This is a genomic window from Pseudomonas sp. DSP3-2-3 (assembly GCF_049898225.1).
Lineage (GTDB): Bacteria > Pseudomonadota > Gammaproteobacteria > Pseudomonadales > Pseudomonadaceae > Aquipseudomonas.
Window position 1 is genome coordinate 221,102 of record NZ_JAFCXH010000003.1, and the last position, 18,637, is coordinate 239,738.

At 58.2% G+C, this 18,637-nt stretch carries 14 protein-coding genes; 10 read left to right on the top strand and 4 right to left on the bottom strand.

Annotation, left to right across the window (positions count from 1 at the left end; genetic code table 11):
* Position 1: 1 nt before the first annotated feature.
* From ACP7E4_RS05590 to ACP7E4_RS05605, 4 genes are all read right to left on the bottom strand, one after another.
* On the bottom strand, positions 2–247 hold the full coding sequence (locus ACP7E4_RS05590) for a MoaD/ThiS family protein (protein ID WP_065835004.1): 246 nt from the start codon (positions 245–247) through the stop codon (positions 2–4).
* Positions 247–732 (bottom strand): cyclic pyranopterin monophosphate synthase MoaC, encoded by a 486-nt coding sequence (gene moaC, locus ACP7E4_RS05595; protein ID WP_426112413.1) that lies wholly within the window; start codon positions 730–732, stop codon positions 247–249. Before moaC ends, ACP7E4_RS05590 begins: the two co-directional genes overlap by 1 nt.
* A 162-nt stretch (positions 733–894) precedes the next feature.
* Positions 895–2,289: a PhoH family protein gene (locus tag ACP7E4_RS05600; RefSeq protein WP_426112415.1), complete on the bottom strand. Its 1,395-nt coding sequence runs from the start codon at positions 2,287–2,289 to the stop codon at positions 895–897.
* A gap of 332 nt (positions 2,290–2,621) precedes the next feature.
* Positions 2,622–3,758, bottom strand: coding sequence for a polysaccharide deacetylase family protein (locus ACP7E4_RS05605; protein ID WP_426112417.1), 1,137 nt, complete (start codon positions 3,756–3,758; stop codon positions 2,622–2,624).
* 270 nt (positions 3,759–4,028) lie between these two features.
* On the opposite strand from ACP7E4_RS05605, the gene yaaA reads away from it, so the two are divergent.
* The 10 genes from yaaA to ACP7E4_RS05655 all read left to right on the top strand — a co-directional run bounded on the left by yaaA (position 4,029) and on the right by ACP7E4_RS05655 (position 18,630).
* On the top strand, positions 4,029–4,808 hold the full coding sequence (gene yaaA, locus ACP7E4_RS05610; protein ID WP_426112419.1) for a peroxide stress protein YaaA: 780 nt from the start codon (positions 4,029–4,031) through the stop codon (positions 4,806–4,808).
* An 803-nt stretch (positions 4,809–5,611) separates the two neighbouring features.
* The gene (locus ACP7E4_RS05615) at positions 5,612–6,928 is read left to right on the top strand and encodes a nucleotide sugar dehydrogenase (protein WP_426112421.1); all 1,317 of its coding nucleotides are present in this window, start codon (positions 5,612–5,614) and stop codon (positions 6,926–6,928) included.
* A gap of 170 nt (positions 6,929–7,098) precedes the next feature.
* Positions 7,099–8,580 (top strand): mannuronan synthase, encoded by a 1,482-nt coding sequence (gene alg8, locus ACP7E4_RS05620; RefSeq protein WP_426112422.1) that lies wholly within the window; start codon positions 7,099–7,101, stop codon positions 8,578–8,580.
* Between the two features lie 41 nt (positions 8,581–8,621).
* Entirely contained in the window at positions 8,622–9,794 is a 1,173-nt protein-coding gene (locus ACP7E4_RS05625) for a PilZ domain-containing protein (protein WP_426112424.1), read from the top strand.
* Between the two features lies 1 nt (position 9,795).
* Positions 9,796–11,205, top strand: a complete 1,410-nt coding sequence (gene algK, locus ACP7E4_RS05630) for an alginate biosynthesis TPR repeat lipoprotein AlgK (RefSeq protein WP_426112426.1) — start codon at positions 9,796–9,798, stop codon at positions 11,203–11,205.
* Positions 11,202–12,701, top strand: a complete 1,500-nt coding sequence (locus tag ACP7E4_RS05635) for an alginate export family protein (protein ID WP_426112428.1) — start codon at positions 11,202–11,204, stop codon at positions 12,699–12,701. The genes algK and ACP7E4_RS05635 overlap by 4 nt, the downstream gene beginning before the upstream one ends.
* Before the next feature lie 26 nt (positions 12,702–12,727).
* Positions 12,728–14,356 (top strand): mannuronan 5-epimerase AlgG, encoded by a 1,629-nt coding sequence (algG, locus tag ACP7E4_RS05640; protein WP_426112430.1) that lies wholly within the window; start codon positions 12,728–12,730, stop codon positions 14,354–14,356.
* A gap of 13 nt (positions 14,357–14,369) precedes the next feature.
* Positions 14,370–15,809, top strand: a complete 1,440-nt coding sequence (locus ACP7E4_RS05645) for an alginate O-acetyltransferase AlgX-related protein (RefSeq protein WP_426112432.1) — start codon at positions 14,370–14,372, stop codon at positions 15,807–15,809.
* 8 nt (positions 15,810–15,817) lie between these two features.
* Positions 15,818–16,933, top strand: a complete 1,116-nt coding sequence (locus ACP7E4_RS05650; protein ID WP_426112433.1) for a mannuronate-specific alginate lyase — start codon at positions 15,818–15,820, stop codon at positions 16,931–16,933.
* A gap of 119 nt (positions 16,934–17,052) precedes the next feature.
* Positions 17,053–18,630 (top strand): MBOAT family O-acyltransferase, encoded by a 1,578-nt coding sequence (locus ACP7E4_RS05655; RefSeq protein ID WP_426112434.1) that lies wholly within the window; start codon positions 17,053–17,055, stop codon positions 18,628–18,630.
* Positions 18,631–18,637 lie beyond the last annotated feature (7 nt).

The window sequence follows — 18,637 nt, forward strand, 5'->3', positions numbered from 1 at the left end:
GTCAGCCTCCCGTCACAGTCGGGAAAAACGCCACTTCGTCGCCAGCCTGCAACGGCTCGTCGAGCGAACACAGTTCCTGATTGCGCGCGCACATCACGCTTTGCTCGGCCAACACTTGCCAGGCCCCGTCGCGTTGCAACAGGTGCTGGCGCAGGTCATCGATGGTGGCGAAGTCGCCTGTGACCTGCTCGCCATCCAGGCCGAGGACTTCACGATAACGGGCGAAATACTGGACTTGCAGGGTCATCACGCCTCCGCTTGCGGTTCATCGGCTATGAAATGGCCGCTCTTGCCGCCGAGTTTTTCCAGCAGGCGCACGGATTCGATGACCATGCCGCGATCAACGGCCTTGCACATGTCATAGATGGTCAGCGCGGCGACGCTGGCGGCGGTCAGGGCTTCCATTTCCACGCCGGTCTGCCCGGACAATTTGCAGCGCGCGAGGATCAGGACCGTGTCTTCACCCTCGGCACTGAGTTCGACCTTGATGCTGGTGAGCATCAGCGGGTGGCAGAGCGGGATAAGATCGCTGGTTTTCTTCGCCGCCTGAATGCCGGCGATCCGCGCAACGGCGAATACATCCCCTTTGGGATGACCACCGCTGACAATCATTTGCAGGGTTTCAGGCCGCATGCGAATGCGCGCCTGGGCCACGGCTTCACGGAACGTCACGGATTTATCGGTGACGTCGACCATATTGGCGCGACCTTGGGAATCGAGGTGAGTCAGCACTTGCCTTACTCCTGAACAGGAGTGGGAATTGTGTGAGCTAACGCTGCAAGCTGCAAGCTGCAAGCTACAAGCTACAAGCTACAAGCTACAAGCTACAAGCTACAAGCTACAAGCTACAAGCTTTGGATCTTCGCTTGCAGCTTGCAGCTTGAAACTTTTCATCTACAAATGCGACTCCGCATACTCGGCCAGGATGGAGCGTGGCACGCCTTGCAGCGAGATGTGCACGCCGTTGGGGAAGTCTTTGAAACGCTCCGTCAGGTAAGTCAGCCCGGAACTGGTGGCCGACAGGTAAGGGGTGTCGATCTGCGCCAGGTTACCCAGGCAGACCACTTTGGAACCGGCGCCGGCACGGGTGATGATGGTTTTCATCTGGTGCGGCGTCAGGTTCTGGCATTCGTCGATCAGAATCAGGCTCTGCTGGAAGCTGCGACCCCGGATGTAGTTGAGGGATTTGAACTGCAACGGCACTTTGCTGAGGATGTAATCGACGCTGCCATGGGTGTTTTCGTCATCCATGTGCAAGGCTTCGAGGTTGTCGGTGATCGCGCCGAGCCACGGCTCCATTTTTTCCGCTTCGGTGCCGGGCAGGAAGCCGATCTCCTGATCCAGGCCCTGCACGCTGCGGGTGGCGATGATGCGACGGTAGCGCTTGCTGACCATGGTCTGCTCGATGGCAGCGGCCAGCGCCAGAATGGTCTTGCCGGAACCGGCGGCGCCGGACAGGTTGACCAGGTGGATATCGGGATCGAGCAAGGCAAACAGCGCCAGGCCCTGATAGATGTCGCGCGGCTTGAGACCCCAGGCTTCCTGGTGCATCAGCGGTTCCTGGTGCATGTCCAGAATCAGCAACTCGTCAGACTTGATGCCCTTGATCCAGCCGACGAAACCCTGTTCGTCAATGATGAACTCGTTGATGTGAACCGCCGGCAGGTTGTCGGTGAGCTGCACACGGTGCCAGGTGCGGCCATGATCCTGACGGGTTTCGACCTTGCTGACGCGATCCCAGAACGAACCGGTCATGGTGTGATAGCCACGGGACAACATCGACACGTCGTCGACCAGTTGATCAGTGCTGTAGTCTTCTGCGGCGATCCCACACGCCCGCGCCTTGAGGCGCATGTTGATGTCTTTGGTGACCAGCACCAGGCGCAAATCCTTGTCGCGCGCATGCAGGTCGATCAGTTGGTTGATGATGATGTTGTCGTTGAGGTGTTCGGGCAGAAGGTTGTTGGGCTCCTCGCGCTTGCTCATCAGGATGGACAGGAAGCCTTTGCGCACACCGGTACCGCGATCAATCGGTACGCCGAGTTCAACTTCCTCGGGTGTGGCTTCGCCCAGAGTTTTGTCGATCAGGCGAATCGCCTGGCGGCATTCGGCGGCAACCGAGTGTTTACCGGCCTTGAGCTTGTCCAGCTCTTCGAGGACGGTCATGGGAATGGCGACGCGGTGTTCTTCGAAATTCAGCAGGGCATTGGGATCGTGAATCAATACGTTGGTATCGAGCACGTAAAGGATTGGCTGGTTTGAGGAAGGGGTGCGTCCGTGATCATCCATACTCGCTCACCTTTATAAAAGCCAAGCGACGCAGAACCACAACAATACTGCGCCACGAAAAGGCCGCCGGGCTTTCTCCTTCAAGCAGGAGAAATATGCTCAAGGTTCGTCTGGAAGGACGCCACCTGTGTTGCAGGTTTCGGCGGTCTGTAGTGGTAATACCGCAAAACCCATGACAGAAAAAAGCTCTTTGACACTTTTTTGAAGTTTATTTCACAGTATGACGAATAGCCCTTGGCGACCTGCGTCAGTGCGCTTACAGTCGGAAGTCCGCCCCACTCGAAATATGCCCGAAATCCCGGCAGATCCCCCACTCAAACGCGTGTAGCCCCTTATTCTGCGGGGCTCTCAGGGATATTGCGGCAATCGTCCCAAATCAGCTCACTTTGTGCCGTATTGGCCAGCAACAGCGGCACTGCCGATTGCACTTTGGCACTGGCGTCGTGAAACACCACCGTACCGCGTCGCCACAACAGCATCAGGTTAATAATCCGGTCACTGATCTGTTCGGTGGAAAGCCGGCCGTTGGCATCCTGGGCATCGATCGTCCACAGCGAAACGCGCAGATTCTGATCGCGGAAAAATTGCCCGCTGTCCGCGCGACGATGGCCATACGGCGGACGGAACAACGGCACGTAGTTGTCCGGCAGCAGTTGTTGGGTCAAACCCGCGCTGCGCACCACTGAGCCCTGCCATTCCAGCCACTGACTATGCGAACGATATTCCCAGCCCTGAATCCCCACGCATTGCAAACGGTACAGGGACTGCAACGTCGTGGCAGACCCGGCTTCGAGGCGCTCCTGGAGACTTTTGCCCAGCACAAAAAATGTAGCGTTCATCTTCTGTTGGCGCATGAAATCGGCGAGCCAGTCCGTGCCGCCATCGGCGCCGGTAGGCCCGCCATCGAAATTCAGCTGAAAGGTTCGATCCGCCATTGCATCACCACTCAACTCGTCGGAGTTGTAGCGGGCGATTTCGCTGCTGGTCTGCGGGAACAGCGCAGCCTGAAACAGCAGCTCATTGAGATAGCGCTCATGAAAAGTCGCACTGGGCGCCGCCCATTTGGCGTAGAACGAATCATCGGCGATTTTGAATTCGGCGGCACGCGCGCGCAGCATGTCCATGTCTTCGACCAGTACGCAAAACGACGCGTCCTGTGGGCAGCTTTTTTGCGCGCTCTGGTAGTTCTCCAGCAAGCGGTTCCAGAGCCGGTTGCGGATCAGGTTCAGCGATTGCAGATTGACGTAGCGCAAGCCCAGGCGCTTCTTCAGGCCTTCTTCGTCCAGACCTTCGCTGAGATACAGTGCGTGGGCGAAACCGAGAATTTCGGCACGCGACGCCACGTCGAACAGATCGGCGGTGACCAATGGCTCGGGCCACGCGCCGCGATCGATGGTTGCCACCTCGGGCAATGCCGCGTGGGCCTCAAGCCCGAACAGACACGCGCAAACTGCTAAAAACTTACGCAAAACCAATCGCTCCCTTAATCGCCAGACTAGCGCGGCACTATAGCCCAAATGCCCGGCATGGCTGATGTCGAGGGTGATACAAAGCACAGCCGTTTGTGGGAGCGAGCTTGCTCGCGAAGCAATGCGTCATACTAAACAGTTTTGGCTGACCCGACGCCATCGCGAGCAAGCTCGCTCCCACAGGGACATTTCACCAGGCGTTTATGCGTTTTATTGGCTCCCGCAGGCCGAAGTCCCTAGAATCGCGCCACGATTAAAGGAGACGACTTTATGCTGATGGTGATTTCCCCAGCGAAAACCCTCGATTTCGACACCCCGCCGACCACTGCCCGTTTCACTCAGCCGCAATACCTGGACCACTCGCAGGAGTTGATCACCCAGCTGCGCGAGCTCAGCCCGGCGCAGATCAGCGAGTTGATGCACCTGTCCGACAAGCTCTCGGGCCTCAATGCCGCGCGCTTCGGCAGCTGGACCCCGGCCTTCACTCCGGAGAACGCCAAGCAGGCGTTGTTGGCGTTCAAGGGCGATGTGTACACCGGGCTGCAAGCCGAGACCCTGAGCGAAACCGAGCTAACTTATGCTCAGGACCACTTGCGCATGCTGTCGGGTCTGTACGGCCTGCTTCGGCCGCTGGACCTGATGCAGCCGTATCGGCTGGAAATGGGCACCAGACTGGCCAACGCTCGCGGCAAGGACCTTTACGCATTCTGGGGTACGCGCATCAGCGAATGGCTCAACGAGGCGCTGGCCGAGCAAGGCGACGACCTGCTGCTGAATCTGGCATCGACCGAGTATTTTTCCGCCGTCAAACGCCCTGCCTTGAATGCCCGGATCATCGACACCGAGTTCAAGGACTTCAAGAACGGGCAGTACAAGATCATCAGCTTCTATGCGAAAAAAGCCCGAGGCATGATGAGTCGCTTCGTGATTTCCGAGCAGATCAATACACCCGACGCACTAAAGCAGTTCGACGCTCAGGGCTATCGCTACAACAGCGAACAGTCCACGCCCACCAAGTTAGTGTTCTTGCGGGAAACTCCCGAACACTAAAGTCAGTTGTAAAGCGCAACAGCAAGTCGGGTTGCGCTGATACGCCCCTTTATCGTGACGCGTTTTTGACGAGTTAATGACGTCAATATTAAGTCTTCGAGTTTTCCAACTTTCGATTCTCAAAAAATTAACAAACTTTTTCCGTGCTAGCATTTTGCTTTTTCACGATAGTGGCTTTTCTATATTAGGACGCTAAACCCCCTGAGAACTAAGGCCTGAACGGAAAATGCCATCATTGTGAGATTACTTATCCGGGCGATTTGAAATCGGCGAATCTCAAAAAGAGGACGAGTGGCCAGGAACTTATCTCGAAATCAGGGGCTCCTACATCCCGTAACAATTCTCGCCAAGCTTGTGAGAGATCACTTACAGACAAGGTGGGGAAACTGGAAGTTGCCGACCACGATGTTTGACCTGACAGGTCAAGGCGGTAGGTATCTGGAGATAAATGCACCATTTGGCAACGATTGGTTATTGGGCAAAGCACTATCGAGGTGCACACAGCGTGACTCAGGAACGACCGCAAAGGCTTTAGCCCGCGCCTCTGACCTAGAGACCACTGGGGACACCGAACGGAGTGGCTTGCCGCGTCCCAGAGCGAGATCCTGCAGCGTTACATACAGGTTACTTGCCACGAATACTCAGCAGTACTTGAGTCCGCCTTAACTATTTGGCGCTCACCTTTCAACTATGCCTGCGTTCGATATGTGACTTCTACAAGTCACGTTTTTCGAGCGCGCGATAACTGCTGGTCAAATTTTAATATCCAGCCAACTTATGGCGTGAACATCGAGGAGAATACGATGCGTATCAGCATCTTTGGTTTGGGTTATGTCGGTGCAGTATGTGCCGGTTGCCTTTCTGCGCGGGGTCATGATGTTGTTGGTGTGGATATCTCTGCAGCCAAGATCGACCTTATCAATAGCGGCAAATCGCCAATCGTAGAACCTGGCCTGGAAGACCTCCTGGCACAGGGTATTCGTACCGGCAAACTGCGCGGCACCACAGACTTCTCCGAAGCCATTCGGGCCACCGACCTGTCGATGATCTGTGTCGGCACGCCGAGCAAAAAGAACGGCGATCTGGAACTCGATTACATCGAATCCGTCTGCCGCGAAATCGGCTTCGTTCTGCGCGACAAGACTTCCCGCCACACCATCGTGGTGCGCAGTACTGTATTGCCAGGCACTGTCGCCAACGTGGTTATTCCAATCCTGGAAGATTGCTCGGGCAAGAAAGCCGGCATCGATTTCGGCGTTGCAGTGAACCCTGAGTTCCTGCGTGAAAGCACCGCGATCAAGGACTACGACCTGCCACCGATGACCGTTATCGGTGAATTCGACAAAGCTTCCGGCGATGTCCTGCAGTCCCTGTACGAAGAACTCGACGCTCCGATCATCCGCAAGGACATCGCAGTGGCCGAGATGATCAAGTACACCTGCAACGTGTGGCACGCCACCAAAGTGACCTTCGCCAACGAAATCGGCAACATCGCCAAAGCAGTCGGCGTTGATGGTCGTGAAGTGATGGAAGTGGTTTGCCAGGACAAGACACTCAACCTGTCCCAGTACTACATGCGTCCTGGCTTCGCCTTCGGCGGCTCTTGCCTGCCAAAGGACGTTCGCGCCCTGACCTACCGCGCCAGCACCCTGGACGTGGAAGCACCGCTGCTCAACTCGTTGATGCGCAGCAACGTGTCCCAGGTCCAGAACGCCTTCGACATCATCTCCAGCCACGACACTCGCAAAGTCGCCCTGTTGGGTCTGAGCTTCAAGGCCGGCACCGACGATCTGCGCGAAAGCCCGCTGGTAGAGCTGGCCGAAATGCTGATCGGTAAAGGCTTTGACCTGAGCATCTACGACGCCAACGTCGAATACGCTCGCGTCCACGGCGCCAACAAAGAGTACATCGAGTCGAAAATCCCGCACGTTTCGTCCTTGCTGAACTCGGACTTCGACACCGTGGTTGGCGGCGCTGACGTGATCATCCTGGGTAACCGCGACGAGCGCTTCCGCGCCCTGGCCAACAATGCGCCAGCTGGCAAGCACGTGGTCGATCTGGTCGGCTTCATGACCAACGCTACCAGCGAAAGCGACCGTACCGAAGGTATCTGCTGGTAAATCAGCCGCAAGCTGTAGGAGCGAGGCTTGCCCGCGAAGGGAACGACGCGGACGGGCTTCATACCGCGCAACTTTCATTCGCGGGCAAGCCTCGCTCCAACGGTTCTCTGTCCAGCCCCACGCTTTAAGCCTGGGGCTTGAGGCTTGCAACTGACTTTGGGATACCGATTATGCACAGGCTAAAGACCGGCCTTTTACAGGCCGCCGGTTGGCTGTTCTACCTGAGTTTATTGATGGGCCTCGCTCTGGCGTTGCCTACAAGTATCTTTGACGCCGAGTCGAAGAACTTTATTTTCCTGATTGGCGCCGTGGGTATCTGGCGCTACTCGATGGGTGCCACGCACTTCCTGCGCGGCATGCTGTTTCTGTACGTGGTTTACCCGCACTTGCGCCGCAAGGTTCGCAAGCTCGGTAAATCCGCGGACCCGTCCCATGTGTTCCTGATGGTCACCAGCTTTCGTATCGATGCGCTGACCACGGCCCAGGTCTACAGCTCGGTGATTCGCGAAGCCATTGACTGCGGTTTCCCGACCACCATCGTCTGTTCGTTGGTAGAGATGTCCGATGAGCTGCTGGTCAAGGCGATGTGGGAAAAGGCCAATCCGCCCGCGCATGTGAAGCTGGACTTCGTGCGGATCGCCGGTACCGGCAAGCGTGACGGCCTGGCTTTCGGCTTCCGCGCCATTTCCCGGCACCTGCCGGATGACCGCGCGGTGGTTGCCGTGATCGATGGCGACACCGTGCTCAGCGAAGGCGTCGTGCGCAAGACCGTGCCCTGGTTCCAGCTGTTCGGCAATGTCGGCGGCCTGACCACCAACGAGTTCTGCGAAGTGCGCGGCGGCTACATCATGAGCGAATGGCACAAGCTGCGTTTCGCCCAGCGTCACATCAACATGTGCTCGATGGCGCTGTCCAAGCGCGTGCTGACCATGACCGGCCGTATGTCGGTGTTTCGGGCTTCGGTCGTGACTGACCCGGCGTTCATTGCCGACGTCGAGAGCGATTCGCTGACTCACTGGCGTCTGGGCAAGTTCAAGTTTCTGACCGGCGATGACAAGTCCAGCTGGTTCAGCCTGATGCGCCTGGGCTACGACACGTTTTATGTCCCGGATGCCGCGATCAACACCGTGGAGCACCCGCCGGAAAAAAGCTTCATCAAGGCCAGCCGCAAACTGATGTACCGCTGGTACGGCAACAACCTGCGGCAGAACTCCCGGGCACTTGGCCTGGGCATGGGTCGCCTGGGTCTGTTCACCAGCGTCGTGCTGTTCGATCAGCGGGTCTCCATGTGGACGTCGATCCTCGGCCTGACGGTCGCGATCATCGCCAGCATGAAGTATGGGGTGACGTTCATCCTGATGTACCTGCTATGGATCGGCATCACCCGCCTGATTCTCACGTTGATGCTGTCCTTGTCGGGACACACGATCGGGCCTGCCTATCCGATCATTCTTTATTACAACCAGATCGTCGGTGCGCTGATGAAGATCTACGTCTTCTTCCGCCTGGACCGACAGTCCTGGACTCGTCAGGACACAAAACTCAGCCGTGACATGGCCAGTTTCCAGGGCTGGTTCAACACATGGTCGTCCCGGACCATGACTTTCTCGGCTGGCACCATCTTCGTCGCAGTGCTGTTGACGATGGTTTGACCAGACCCACGGATTAATCGCTTAAGTAGGAAATATTAACCATGAATACAGCCGTGAATGCGAACGTCGTCCATGAATCCGAAGCCCAGCGTCAGCACGCCCGGATCCGGATTCCCGCCAAGCTGCGCCTGCTCAATGGCCAGCCCAACGCCCCTCTGGTACAGGTCGAAGACTTGTCCGCCGGTGGCTTGAGTTTCGTTGCCCCGAACAATCTGCGCCTGTCCGCAGGTGAAGTTATCAAGGGCCGCCTGCAGTTTCTGATCGACAACCTTGGCCTGGCCATGGACATCGAAATGCAGATCCGTTCGGTGGACTCTTCCACCGGCCGCGTGGGTTGCCAGTTCCAGAACCTGGAACAACAAGACATCGCGACCCTGCGCCACCTGATCACCTCGCACCTGAGCGGCGACATCGTCAGCATGGGCGAAGTGCTTGCCACCTTGCAGCGCGACAATTTCACCAAGGCGCGCAAGAACAAAGGCGAAGGCAGCGGCATGAGCGCTCTCGCGCGGATGCGCGCGGTGACCTTCAGCCTCGGCATTTTCATCGTCGGCCTGGCGGCATTCGGTTTCATCTTCAAGACCGTCTACGGCCTGTACTTTGTCAGCCACGCATCGGCCGGTCTGGTTACCTTGCCGTCGATGGATGTGACCATGCCGCGTGAAGGCACCGTGCAGAGCCTGGCTCAGGTCAACGGCCCGATTGCCAAAGGCGCCCCGCTCGCTTCTTTCAGCACCAGCATGCTGGAAATGCTCAAGGGCAGCCTGAACGGCGACGACCTGCAACCTGCGAAAATCGAAGAGCTGTACGGCAAGCAAATGGCCGGCACTTTGACCAGCCCATGTGACTGCGTGGTTGCCAAGCAATTGGTGTCGGACGGTCAGTTCGCGTCCAAAGGTCAGGTGATCTTCCAGCTGGTGCCGCGTAACACGGCTGCCAACGTCGAAGCGCGCTTCACCTATCGCCAGTTCAACGATGTCAAACCCGGCACTCACGTGAACTTCCAGGTTGCAGGCGAAGACAAGGTCCGTACCGGTCAGATCGTCAGCAGCACCAACCTGAGCGACGCCGACCTGTCCACCGACATCCGCGTACAGATCAAGCCTGACGAAGTTCTGGACAGCTCGCTCTCCGGTCGTCCTGTAGAAGTCACCAGTGATCGTGGCCCTTCGATGAACTGGCTGATCGACAAAGCCATGGCCGCGGGTCTCTAACATGGCTAGCCCACTACGAACCTTGTCGACCCCAACGCTATTGAGCCTGGCGATTGCTTTCGCGCTGACCGGTTGTGCCGGTCTGCCCGATCAACGCCTGGCCAATGAAGCCCTGAAAAATGGCGACACCGCCCTGGCAGAGCAGAACTATCGGCAACTGGCGGACCTGGGCTACAGCGATGCACAGGTCGGTCTGGCCGATATTCAGGTTGAAAGCCGCGATCCGGCCCTGCTCAAGCAGGCCGAGGCGACCTACCGCGCCGCAGCAGAAACTTCGCCTCGGGCGCAATCGCGTCTGGGCCGCCTGCTGGCTGCTAAACCGTACGCGACCGAAGCCGAACACAAAGAAGCCGAGCAGCTGCTGAAAAAGGCGTTCGCCAATGGCGATACGGCTTCGTTGACGCCGCTGGCCATGCTCTATCTGCAATACCCGCACACGTTCCCCAACGTGAACGCGCAGCAGAAAATCAGCGAATGGCGCGCAGCCGGTTATCCGGAAGCAGGTCTGGCTCAAGTGATGCTCTACCGCATCCAGGGCACTTACGATCAGCATCTGGATGAAGTCGAAACCATCTGCAAGACCGCGCTGAACACCACTGACATCTGCTATGTCGAGCTGGCCACCGTGTACCAGAAACGCGGCCAGACCGAACAGCAGGCAGCGCTGATCAAGCAGCTGCAAAGCGCTTATGCGATCGGCACTGTCGGCGCCCAGCGCGTGGACAGCGTCGCTCGCGTGCTCGGCGATGCCGAGATCGGCACGCCGGATGAAAAGACTGCCCAGCAATTGCTGGAACAAGTCGCGCCGGGCTACCCGATTTCCTGGGTCACCCTGGCCAAATTGCTGTACGACTTCCCCGATCTGGGTGATGTCGACAAGATGATGGAATACCTGGACAACGGTCGCGCTGCGGATCAACCCCGCGCCGAACTGCTGCTGGGCAAGCTGTACTACGAAGGCAAATGGGTGCCGGCCGATTCGAAAAAAGCCGAAGAGCATCTCAAGAAAGCCGTCGGCACCGAACTCGCCGCGCATTACTACCTGGGGCAGATCTATCGTCGGGGCTACCTCGGCCAGGTCTATCCACAGAAGGCTGTAGACGAACTGCTGATCGCCGCTCGTGGCGGTCAGAACAGCGCCGACTACGCCATTGCCCAGCTTTACTCCCAAGGCAAGGGCACGATGCCCAACCCGGTCAATGCTTGGGTCTTCAGCCAATTGGCGCTGAAGCAAGGTACGCCGCAAGCCACCGATCTGGCGCAGCAACTGAGCGCCGCACTACCGCCTGAAAAGCTCGCCGCAGCCCAACGGTTGCTGGAACAAGAGCAAAAAGTCCGGGGCGCCAGCAGCCAGAACGCGCTGGCCATGCAAGCCCTGCAAAAAGAAGACGGCGAGGACGCACCCCTATGAAACTGAATTCCCTGATGGCTGCCGGCATGGGCCTGGGCTTTACCCTGCTGTGGGCGACCCCGACCCTGGCCGCGATGACTGAAGACAAGAACTTTGGTCTGGAAGTGAAAATCACCGGCCAGGCCGAAGATGACCGCGACCTGGGCACGCGCTCCGGCGGCGACGTCAACGGTATCGGCCTCGACGTGCGTCCATGGATTTACGGCGAGCGCGGTAACTTCAGCGGCTATGCCATGGGCCAGGTGGTGACCGCCACCGACACCATCCAGACTGACCCGCTGGAACAAGCCACCAGCGATGGCACCGGCACCCAAACGGCTCGCGGCAACGCCAGCGAGCGGGAAGTCGACAAGAGCTATCTGGCTTTGCGCGAATTCTGGATCGGTTACAGCGGTTTCACGCCGTACCCCGGCGAAATGCTCAAGGTCGGTCGTCAGCGCCTGCGCAACGACGACGGCCAATGGCATGACGTGAACATCGAAGCGGTGAACTGGGCGTTCGACACCACGCTGTTGCGTGCCGATGTCGGCGTTACCCAGCGCTTCAGCGAATACCGCACCGACCTCACCGAGCTGGACCCGAAAGACAAGGATCGTCAGCACCTGTTCGGCGACGTGGCCTACCAATGGACCCCTGGCCATTGGGCTGGCGTGCGCGCCCATCACAGTCATGACGGCGGCAGCCTCAAAGACAAGAACGAAGTCGTCGACGATCTGGACAAGACGTCCCGGAGCGATCTGACCTGGCTGGGTCTGCAGGCCAACAGCGATGCTTACAACTATCGCAACACCAACCCGATCAACTATTGGGGCAGCCTGACTTACCTGACCGGTGATCGTGACGAAACCCCGACCAGCTACGACACCACCACTGATCAGTACCTGGCTGGCGACAAGGCCAACAGCAACGTCAATGGCTGGGCGACTGATCTGGGCCTGCGTTTCCGTCTCGACCCGCAATGGCAAGTCGGCGCGGCGTACTCGCGTGCCAGCAAGAATTACGAACAGAATGGCCTGGAAAGCAACCGCTCCAACTGGACCGGTACCCGCTCGCGCGTGCATCGCTTCGGTGAAGCGTTCCAGGGCGAAATGGCCAACGTGGAAACCGGCTCGCTGTTCGCCTCCTGGCAACTGCGTGACGACTACGATGCGTCGCTGATCTACCACAAGTTTCGTCGTGTCGACGGCAACGCCCGTATTGGCGGCGCTGGCGTGAACCCGAATCGCGAGAACTTCGACGAAAACGGCGTCCCGACCAACACCTTCGATTCGTTGCCGCTGGAAGACGGTCGCAAGGATCTGGGTCAGGAAATGGACCTGGTCGTGACCAAGTACTTCAAGCAAGGCCTGTTGCCGGCGGCGTTGAGCCAGTCGATGGACGAGCCTTCGGCGCTGGTGCGTTTGCGTGCCGGTGTCTTCAAGCCGGGCGACGCTTATCACAGCGGCGTGGATGAATACATGCACCGCGCCATCGTCGACGTTATCTGGCGCTTCTGATGCGAGCCGCTAAAGGAGTGCGAGAGATGAACAGTCAAGCAAGCAACTTGCGAACCCGGGCCTGGCCACAAGCCCTGCTGGAAAGCGCAGTGCTGAGCAGCGTGCTGTTGCTCGGCAGCACGGTGGCACTGGCTAACAGTGCGCCGGCTGTAACCGCTCCAGCGAAGGCCGGAGTTGTTAACAAGGCCGGAGTCGTCAAAGAGTTGCAGCAGGCCAAGACCTACACCATCAGCAGCCCGCCCGTCGAGCCGCTTATGATGGACAAGCCAAAGCTGCCGGACCTGACCGGCTACACCGCCGAGGCCGCTGCGAAAAAAATCGTGCGCGGCAAGCCAGCGAAAGTCCGCATGAGCCGGATGATGGCGGAAAACGGTCTGAAGGAATTCATCGGCGGCGATAACAAGATGGCCGAATGGGTTGCCCGTCAGCACGGCATCCCGCAGGCAATCGTTGTTGAAGACGGTTACGCGACCCTGCAAGACCTGGCCAAAAAAGTACCCAAGCAATACCTGAACGAAGTTTCGCCCGGTGTGTTCCTGGCCCGGGTGCCGATCCTGGTGACCGAGCATGCGACCCTGGAAATCGCCAAGAACGAACTGCGTCTTTCTCAAGAAGGCGGTTCGTTCCTGGTGATCGAGGGCAAGCTGTTCATGTCTGACGCCCAGTTGAATGGCTGGCGCGAGGCGGACAAAGGCCTGGCCTCGTTCCGCTCGCCGACCGAGTTCCGTCCGTTCCTGTTGTCCTGGGGCGGTTCGCAGACTTACGTGGTCAACAGCAAGATGGCGAGCCTGGGTTACTCCAAGAGTAAGTCGTACGGTGTGAGTATTTCCCAATACACGCCGAACATGGCCAAGGTCATGAAGCGGCCGGAACCGACCGGCTGGATCATCGGCTCCGAGTTCGCCGACATGTGGTACGGCTTCTACTGCTATGAAACCCGTGACTTCGTGGTCAAGGGCAATACCTATCGCGACAACATCGTGTACGGCATTGACCCCCATGACCGTTCCCACGGGCTGATCATTGCCGAGAATGACGTCTACGGCACTAAGAAAAAGCACGGGATCATCGTTTCCCGTGAGGTGAACGACAGCTTCATTTTCCGCAACAAGAGCCACGACAACAAATTGTCCGGCGTGGTCCTTGACCGTAACAGCAGCAACAACCTGGTCGCGTACAACGAGGTCTATCAGAACCATTCTGACGGCATCACCTTGTACGAGAGCGGCGACAACCTGCTGTGGGGCAACCGCGTGATCGCCAACCGTCGTCACGGCATCCGCGTACGTAACAGCGTCAACATCAAGCTGTACGAAAACGTCGCCATGGCCAACGGCCTGATGGGCGTCTACGGCCACATCAAGGATCTGAGCGACACCGACCGCGACATCGACCTCGACCCGTTCGATACCAAAGTGTCGCTGATCGTCGTCGGCGGTGAGCTGACCGGCAACAACTCCGGCCCGCTGTCCATCGACTCGCCCTTGAGTATCGAGCTGTATCGCGTGGCGATGCTGGCACCGACCAAGAGCAACGGCATCAGCTTCAACGGCATCTTGGGCGAGCGCCAGGACGAGATTCTCGACTTGCTGGTCCGCCAGAAGAAAGCCGTGCTGATCGACCCGGTCGAGCGCCAGACCGAACTTCAGGACTGAGGAAGATATTTTTATGCACGCACATTTGATCAAGTTACTCAGTCTGTCCGGCCTGACCGCAGCCCTGATCGCTATCAGTGGCGGCGCTCGCGCCGACGACACAACGGCGCCGACGTTCACCGCCGAGCCTTGCTGCAACCTGTGCCCTGAAGCTCACGATGCCAAGAACTACGTGACCCGCTATCAGCAGAACTTCACCACGCTGGTGCAGGCTCAAGGCGACTGGCTGTTCCGGACTCAGGAAGACTTGCGCACCGAGTTCGACACTACGCCGGAAGGCTACCGTCGCATGAAAGAACTGCACGATGCTTTCAAGAGCAAGGGTGTGGAACTGGTGGTGGTGTACCAGCCGACGCGCGGCCTGGTGGATCGCAACAAACTGTTCCCGGCCGAACGCGACAAGTTCGACTACGAAAAAGCGTTGACCAACTACAAGGCCATGCTCGGTCGCTTCAGCAAGATGGGCTATTGGGTGCCTGATCTGTCGCCGTTGACCAACGAGCAGCAGGCGCATGATTTCTACTTCCGCGGTGACCAACACTGGACGCCATACGGCGCGCAGCGCACGGCGAAAATCGTTGCCGAAACCGTGAAAAAAGTTCCGGGTTACGCTGGCATTCCCAAGCGCGAATTCGAGAGCCATGTCTCCGGCCGCATGGGCAAGACCGGCACCCTGCACAACATGGCTGCCCAGTTGTGCGGCAATACCTATGCAGTCCAGTACATGGATCAGTTCACCACCGAGCCTAAAGGCGAAGCGGCGGATGGCGATCTGTTCGGCGATTCCGGCAACCCGGAAATCACCCTGGTCGGTACCAGCCACAGCGGCAAGAACTACAACTTTGCCGGCTTCCTGCAGGAATACATTGGCGCTGACGTGTTGAACGTCGCGTTCCCTGGCGGTGGTCTTGAAGGTTCGATGCTGCAGTACCTGGGCAGTGAAGATTTCCAGAAGCGTCCACCGAAGGTCCTGATCTGGGAATTCTCGCCGCTGTACCGTCTGGATCAGGAAACCATCTACCGCCAGATGATGTCCCTGCTGGACAACGGATGTGAAGGCAAGCCAGCCATCATGAGTGCCAGCACCACCCTCAAACCGGGCACCAACGAAGTGTTGGTCAACGGCAAGAACGGAATCAAGGACATCCGCAACGGCAGCAATCAGATCGACATTCGTTATGCCGACCCGTCGGTGAAAGTCCTTCAGGCCAAACTCTGGTACATGAACGGCCGTCACGAAGATCTGAAAATCGAAAAACCGGAAACATCCGATACCGACGGACGCTTCTCCTTCGAACTGCGCGAAGACAAGGACTGGGCTGACCAGCAATTGCTCGCACTGGAAGTACAGGGCCCGGAAGCGGGTGCTGCACCGCAGAAGATCGAGGCGAAGGTTTGCAAACGTAACGTGTTCCCGAGAGCTGCGCAGAACACCGCGCAAGCCGGGTTATGAGGCTACTTATGCACACTCCGAAACTGATGCTCCCTACCCTGCTGTCTCTGGCGATGTTTGCCGGAGCAGCCAGCGCCGCCAGCACACTTGTGCCGCCGCAGGGGTATTACGCGCCAATCGAAAAACTCAAGACCGGCGAAAACAACTTCACCTGTGACGCGATCCCGCAGCCGTACACCGACAAGTTGGTGTTCCGCAGCAAGTACGAAGGTTCCGACAAGGCGCGCTCGACCCTCAATGAGGAATCGGAAGAAGCTTTCCGTGAGGCGACCAAGTCGATCACCACGCTGGAACGCGGCATCAGCAAAGTCGTGATGCAGTACATGCGTGACGGCCGTCCGGAACAGCTCGATTGCGCACTGAACATGCTCACCACATGGGCCAAGGCCGATGCGCTGGAGTCCAAGGACTTCAACCACACCGGCAAATCGATGCGCAAATGGGCTCTGGGCAGCATGTCTTCGGCTTACTTGCGCTTGAAGTTCTCTGATTCGCATCCATTGGCGGCGCATCAGGAGCAGGCGAAAGTCATCGAAGCCTGGTTCAGCAAGCTGGCCGATCAAGTGGTCAGCGACTGGGACAACCTGCCGCTGGAAAAAACCAACAACCACTCGTACTGGTCTGCCTGGTCGGTGATGGCGACGTCCATCGCCACCAACCGCAAGGACCTGTTCGACTGGTCGGTCAAGGAATTCAAAGTCGGCGCCAATCAGGTCGACAAAGACGGCTTCCTGCCTAACGAACTCAAGCGTAATCAACGTGCCTTGGCGTATCACAACTACGCCCTGCCACCGCTGACCATGATTGCCAGTTTCGCCCAGGCCAACGGCGTCGATGTGCGTCCGGAAAACAACGGCGCGTTGCAGCGTCTGGGCGAGCGCGTACTCAGCGGCGTCAAGGATCCGGACAGCTTCAAGCAGAAAAATGGCGACAAGCAGGACATGACCGATCTGAAGATCGACAGCAAGTTTGCCTGGCTGGAACCGTACTGCTCGCTCTACACCTGCAAGCCTGAAGTGCTGGAAAACAAACACAAGATGCAACCGTTCAAGACCTTCCGCCTCGGTGGCGACCTGACCAAGGTCTTCGACCCGAGCCATGAGAAGGGTGACAAAGGCAGCTAAGGCTGCTGGAGCAAACCTTGTGGTTGGCTCCTACAGAGGCACTGCGTTAACCCCCATTTACGGGTGGGGGGTTTGGGGGGGCTTCGGCCTTTGACTGTTGGACAAACGGAGAGATAAGGATGGTTTTTTCATCCAACGTGTTCCTGTTCCTGTTCTTGCCGATCTTCCTCGGCTTGTACTACTTGAGCGGGCAACGCTACCGCAACCTGCTGCTGCTGGTTGCCAGTTACGTCTTCTATGCCTGGTGGCGAGTGGACTTCCTGGCGCTGTTTGCCGCCGTCACGTTGTGGAACTACTGGATCGGCCTCAAGGTAGGCGCCGCAGGCGTGCGCACCAAGCCGGCCCAACGCTGGCTGTTGCTCGGCGTCGGTGTCGACCTGTGCATCCTGGGCTACTTCAAGTACGCCAACTTCGGTGTGGACAGCATCAACGCCATGATGACTTCGGTCGGGCTTGAGCCGTTCATCCTGACCCACGTGCTGTTGCCGATCGGGATCTCGTTCTACATCTTCGAGTCCATCAGCTACATCATCGACGTGTATCGCGGTGATACCCCGGCCACCCGCAACCTCATCGACTTTGCGGCGTTCGTGGCGATTTTCCCGCACCTGATCGCTGGCCCGGTATTGCGTTTTCGCGACCTCGCCGATCAGTTCAACAACCGCACGCACACCCTGGATAAGTTCTCCGAGGGTTGCACGCGGTTCATGCAGGGTTTCATCAAAAAGGTCTTCATCGCCGACACCCTGGCGGTGGTTGCCGACCATTGCTTCGCCTTGCAGAACCCGACCACGGGCGATGCCTGGCTGGGCGCACTGGCCTACACCGCGCAGTTGTATTTTGACTTCTCCGGTTACAGCGACATGGCCATCGGCCTGGGCTTGATGATGGGTTTCCGCTTCATGGAAAACTTCAAGCAGCCGTACATCAGCCAGTCGATCACCGAGTTCTGGCGTCGCTGGCACATCAGCCTCTCCACCTGGCTGCGTGACTATCTGTACATCACGCTGGGCGGTAACCGTGGCGGCACGCTGACCACTTATCGCAACCTGTTCCTGACCATGCTGCTCGGCGGTCTGTGGCACGGCGCGAACATCACTTACATCGTCTGGGGCGCCTGGCACGGCATGTGGCTGGCGATTGAAAAAGCGTTGGGCCTGAACACCAACTCGCGCAGCTTCAACCCGGTTCGCTGGGCCCTGACTTTCCTGTTGGTCGTGATGGGCTGGGTGATCTTCCGCTCGGAAAACCTGCACGTCGCCGGTCGCATGTACGGCGCCATGTTCAGCTTCGGTGAATGGCAGCTGTCGGAACTCAATCAGGCCAGCCTCACCGGTCTGCAAGTGGCAACGCTGATTGTGGCTTACGTGACCCTGGCGTTCTTCGGCCTGCGCGACTTCTACAAGAATCGCCCTGCCGACAAGGCTGCCAGCAAACCCACGCCGGATCTGGGCGTTCAGGCAGACGGTCCGGCCAACGCCGTAGCCGGCACCATCAAGGCCGTTCCCGGTGATAACCCGGGCAGCATTCATCAGCCGGGCTACACCGTGGGCGTTGAAGCTCAGGTGCAACCTGCGTACTGGGTTGCCGATTGGCCACGTTACGCCATGCGCGCCTTGATTTTGCTGCTGTTCGTTGCATCGATTCTCAAACTCTCGGCGCAAAGCTTCTCGCCGTTCCTTTACTTCCAGTTCTGAGGAGCCT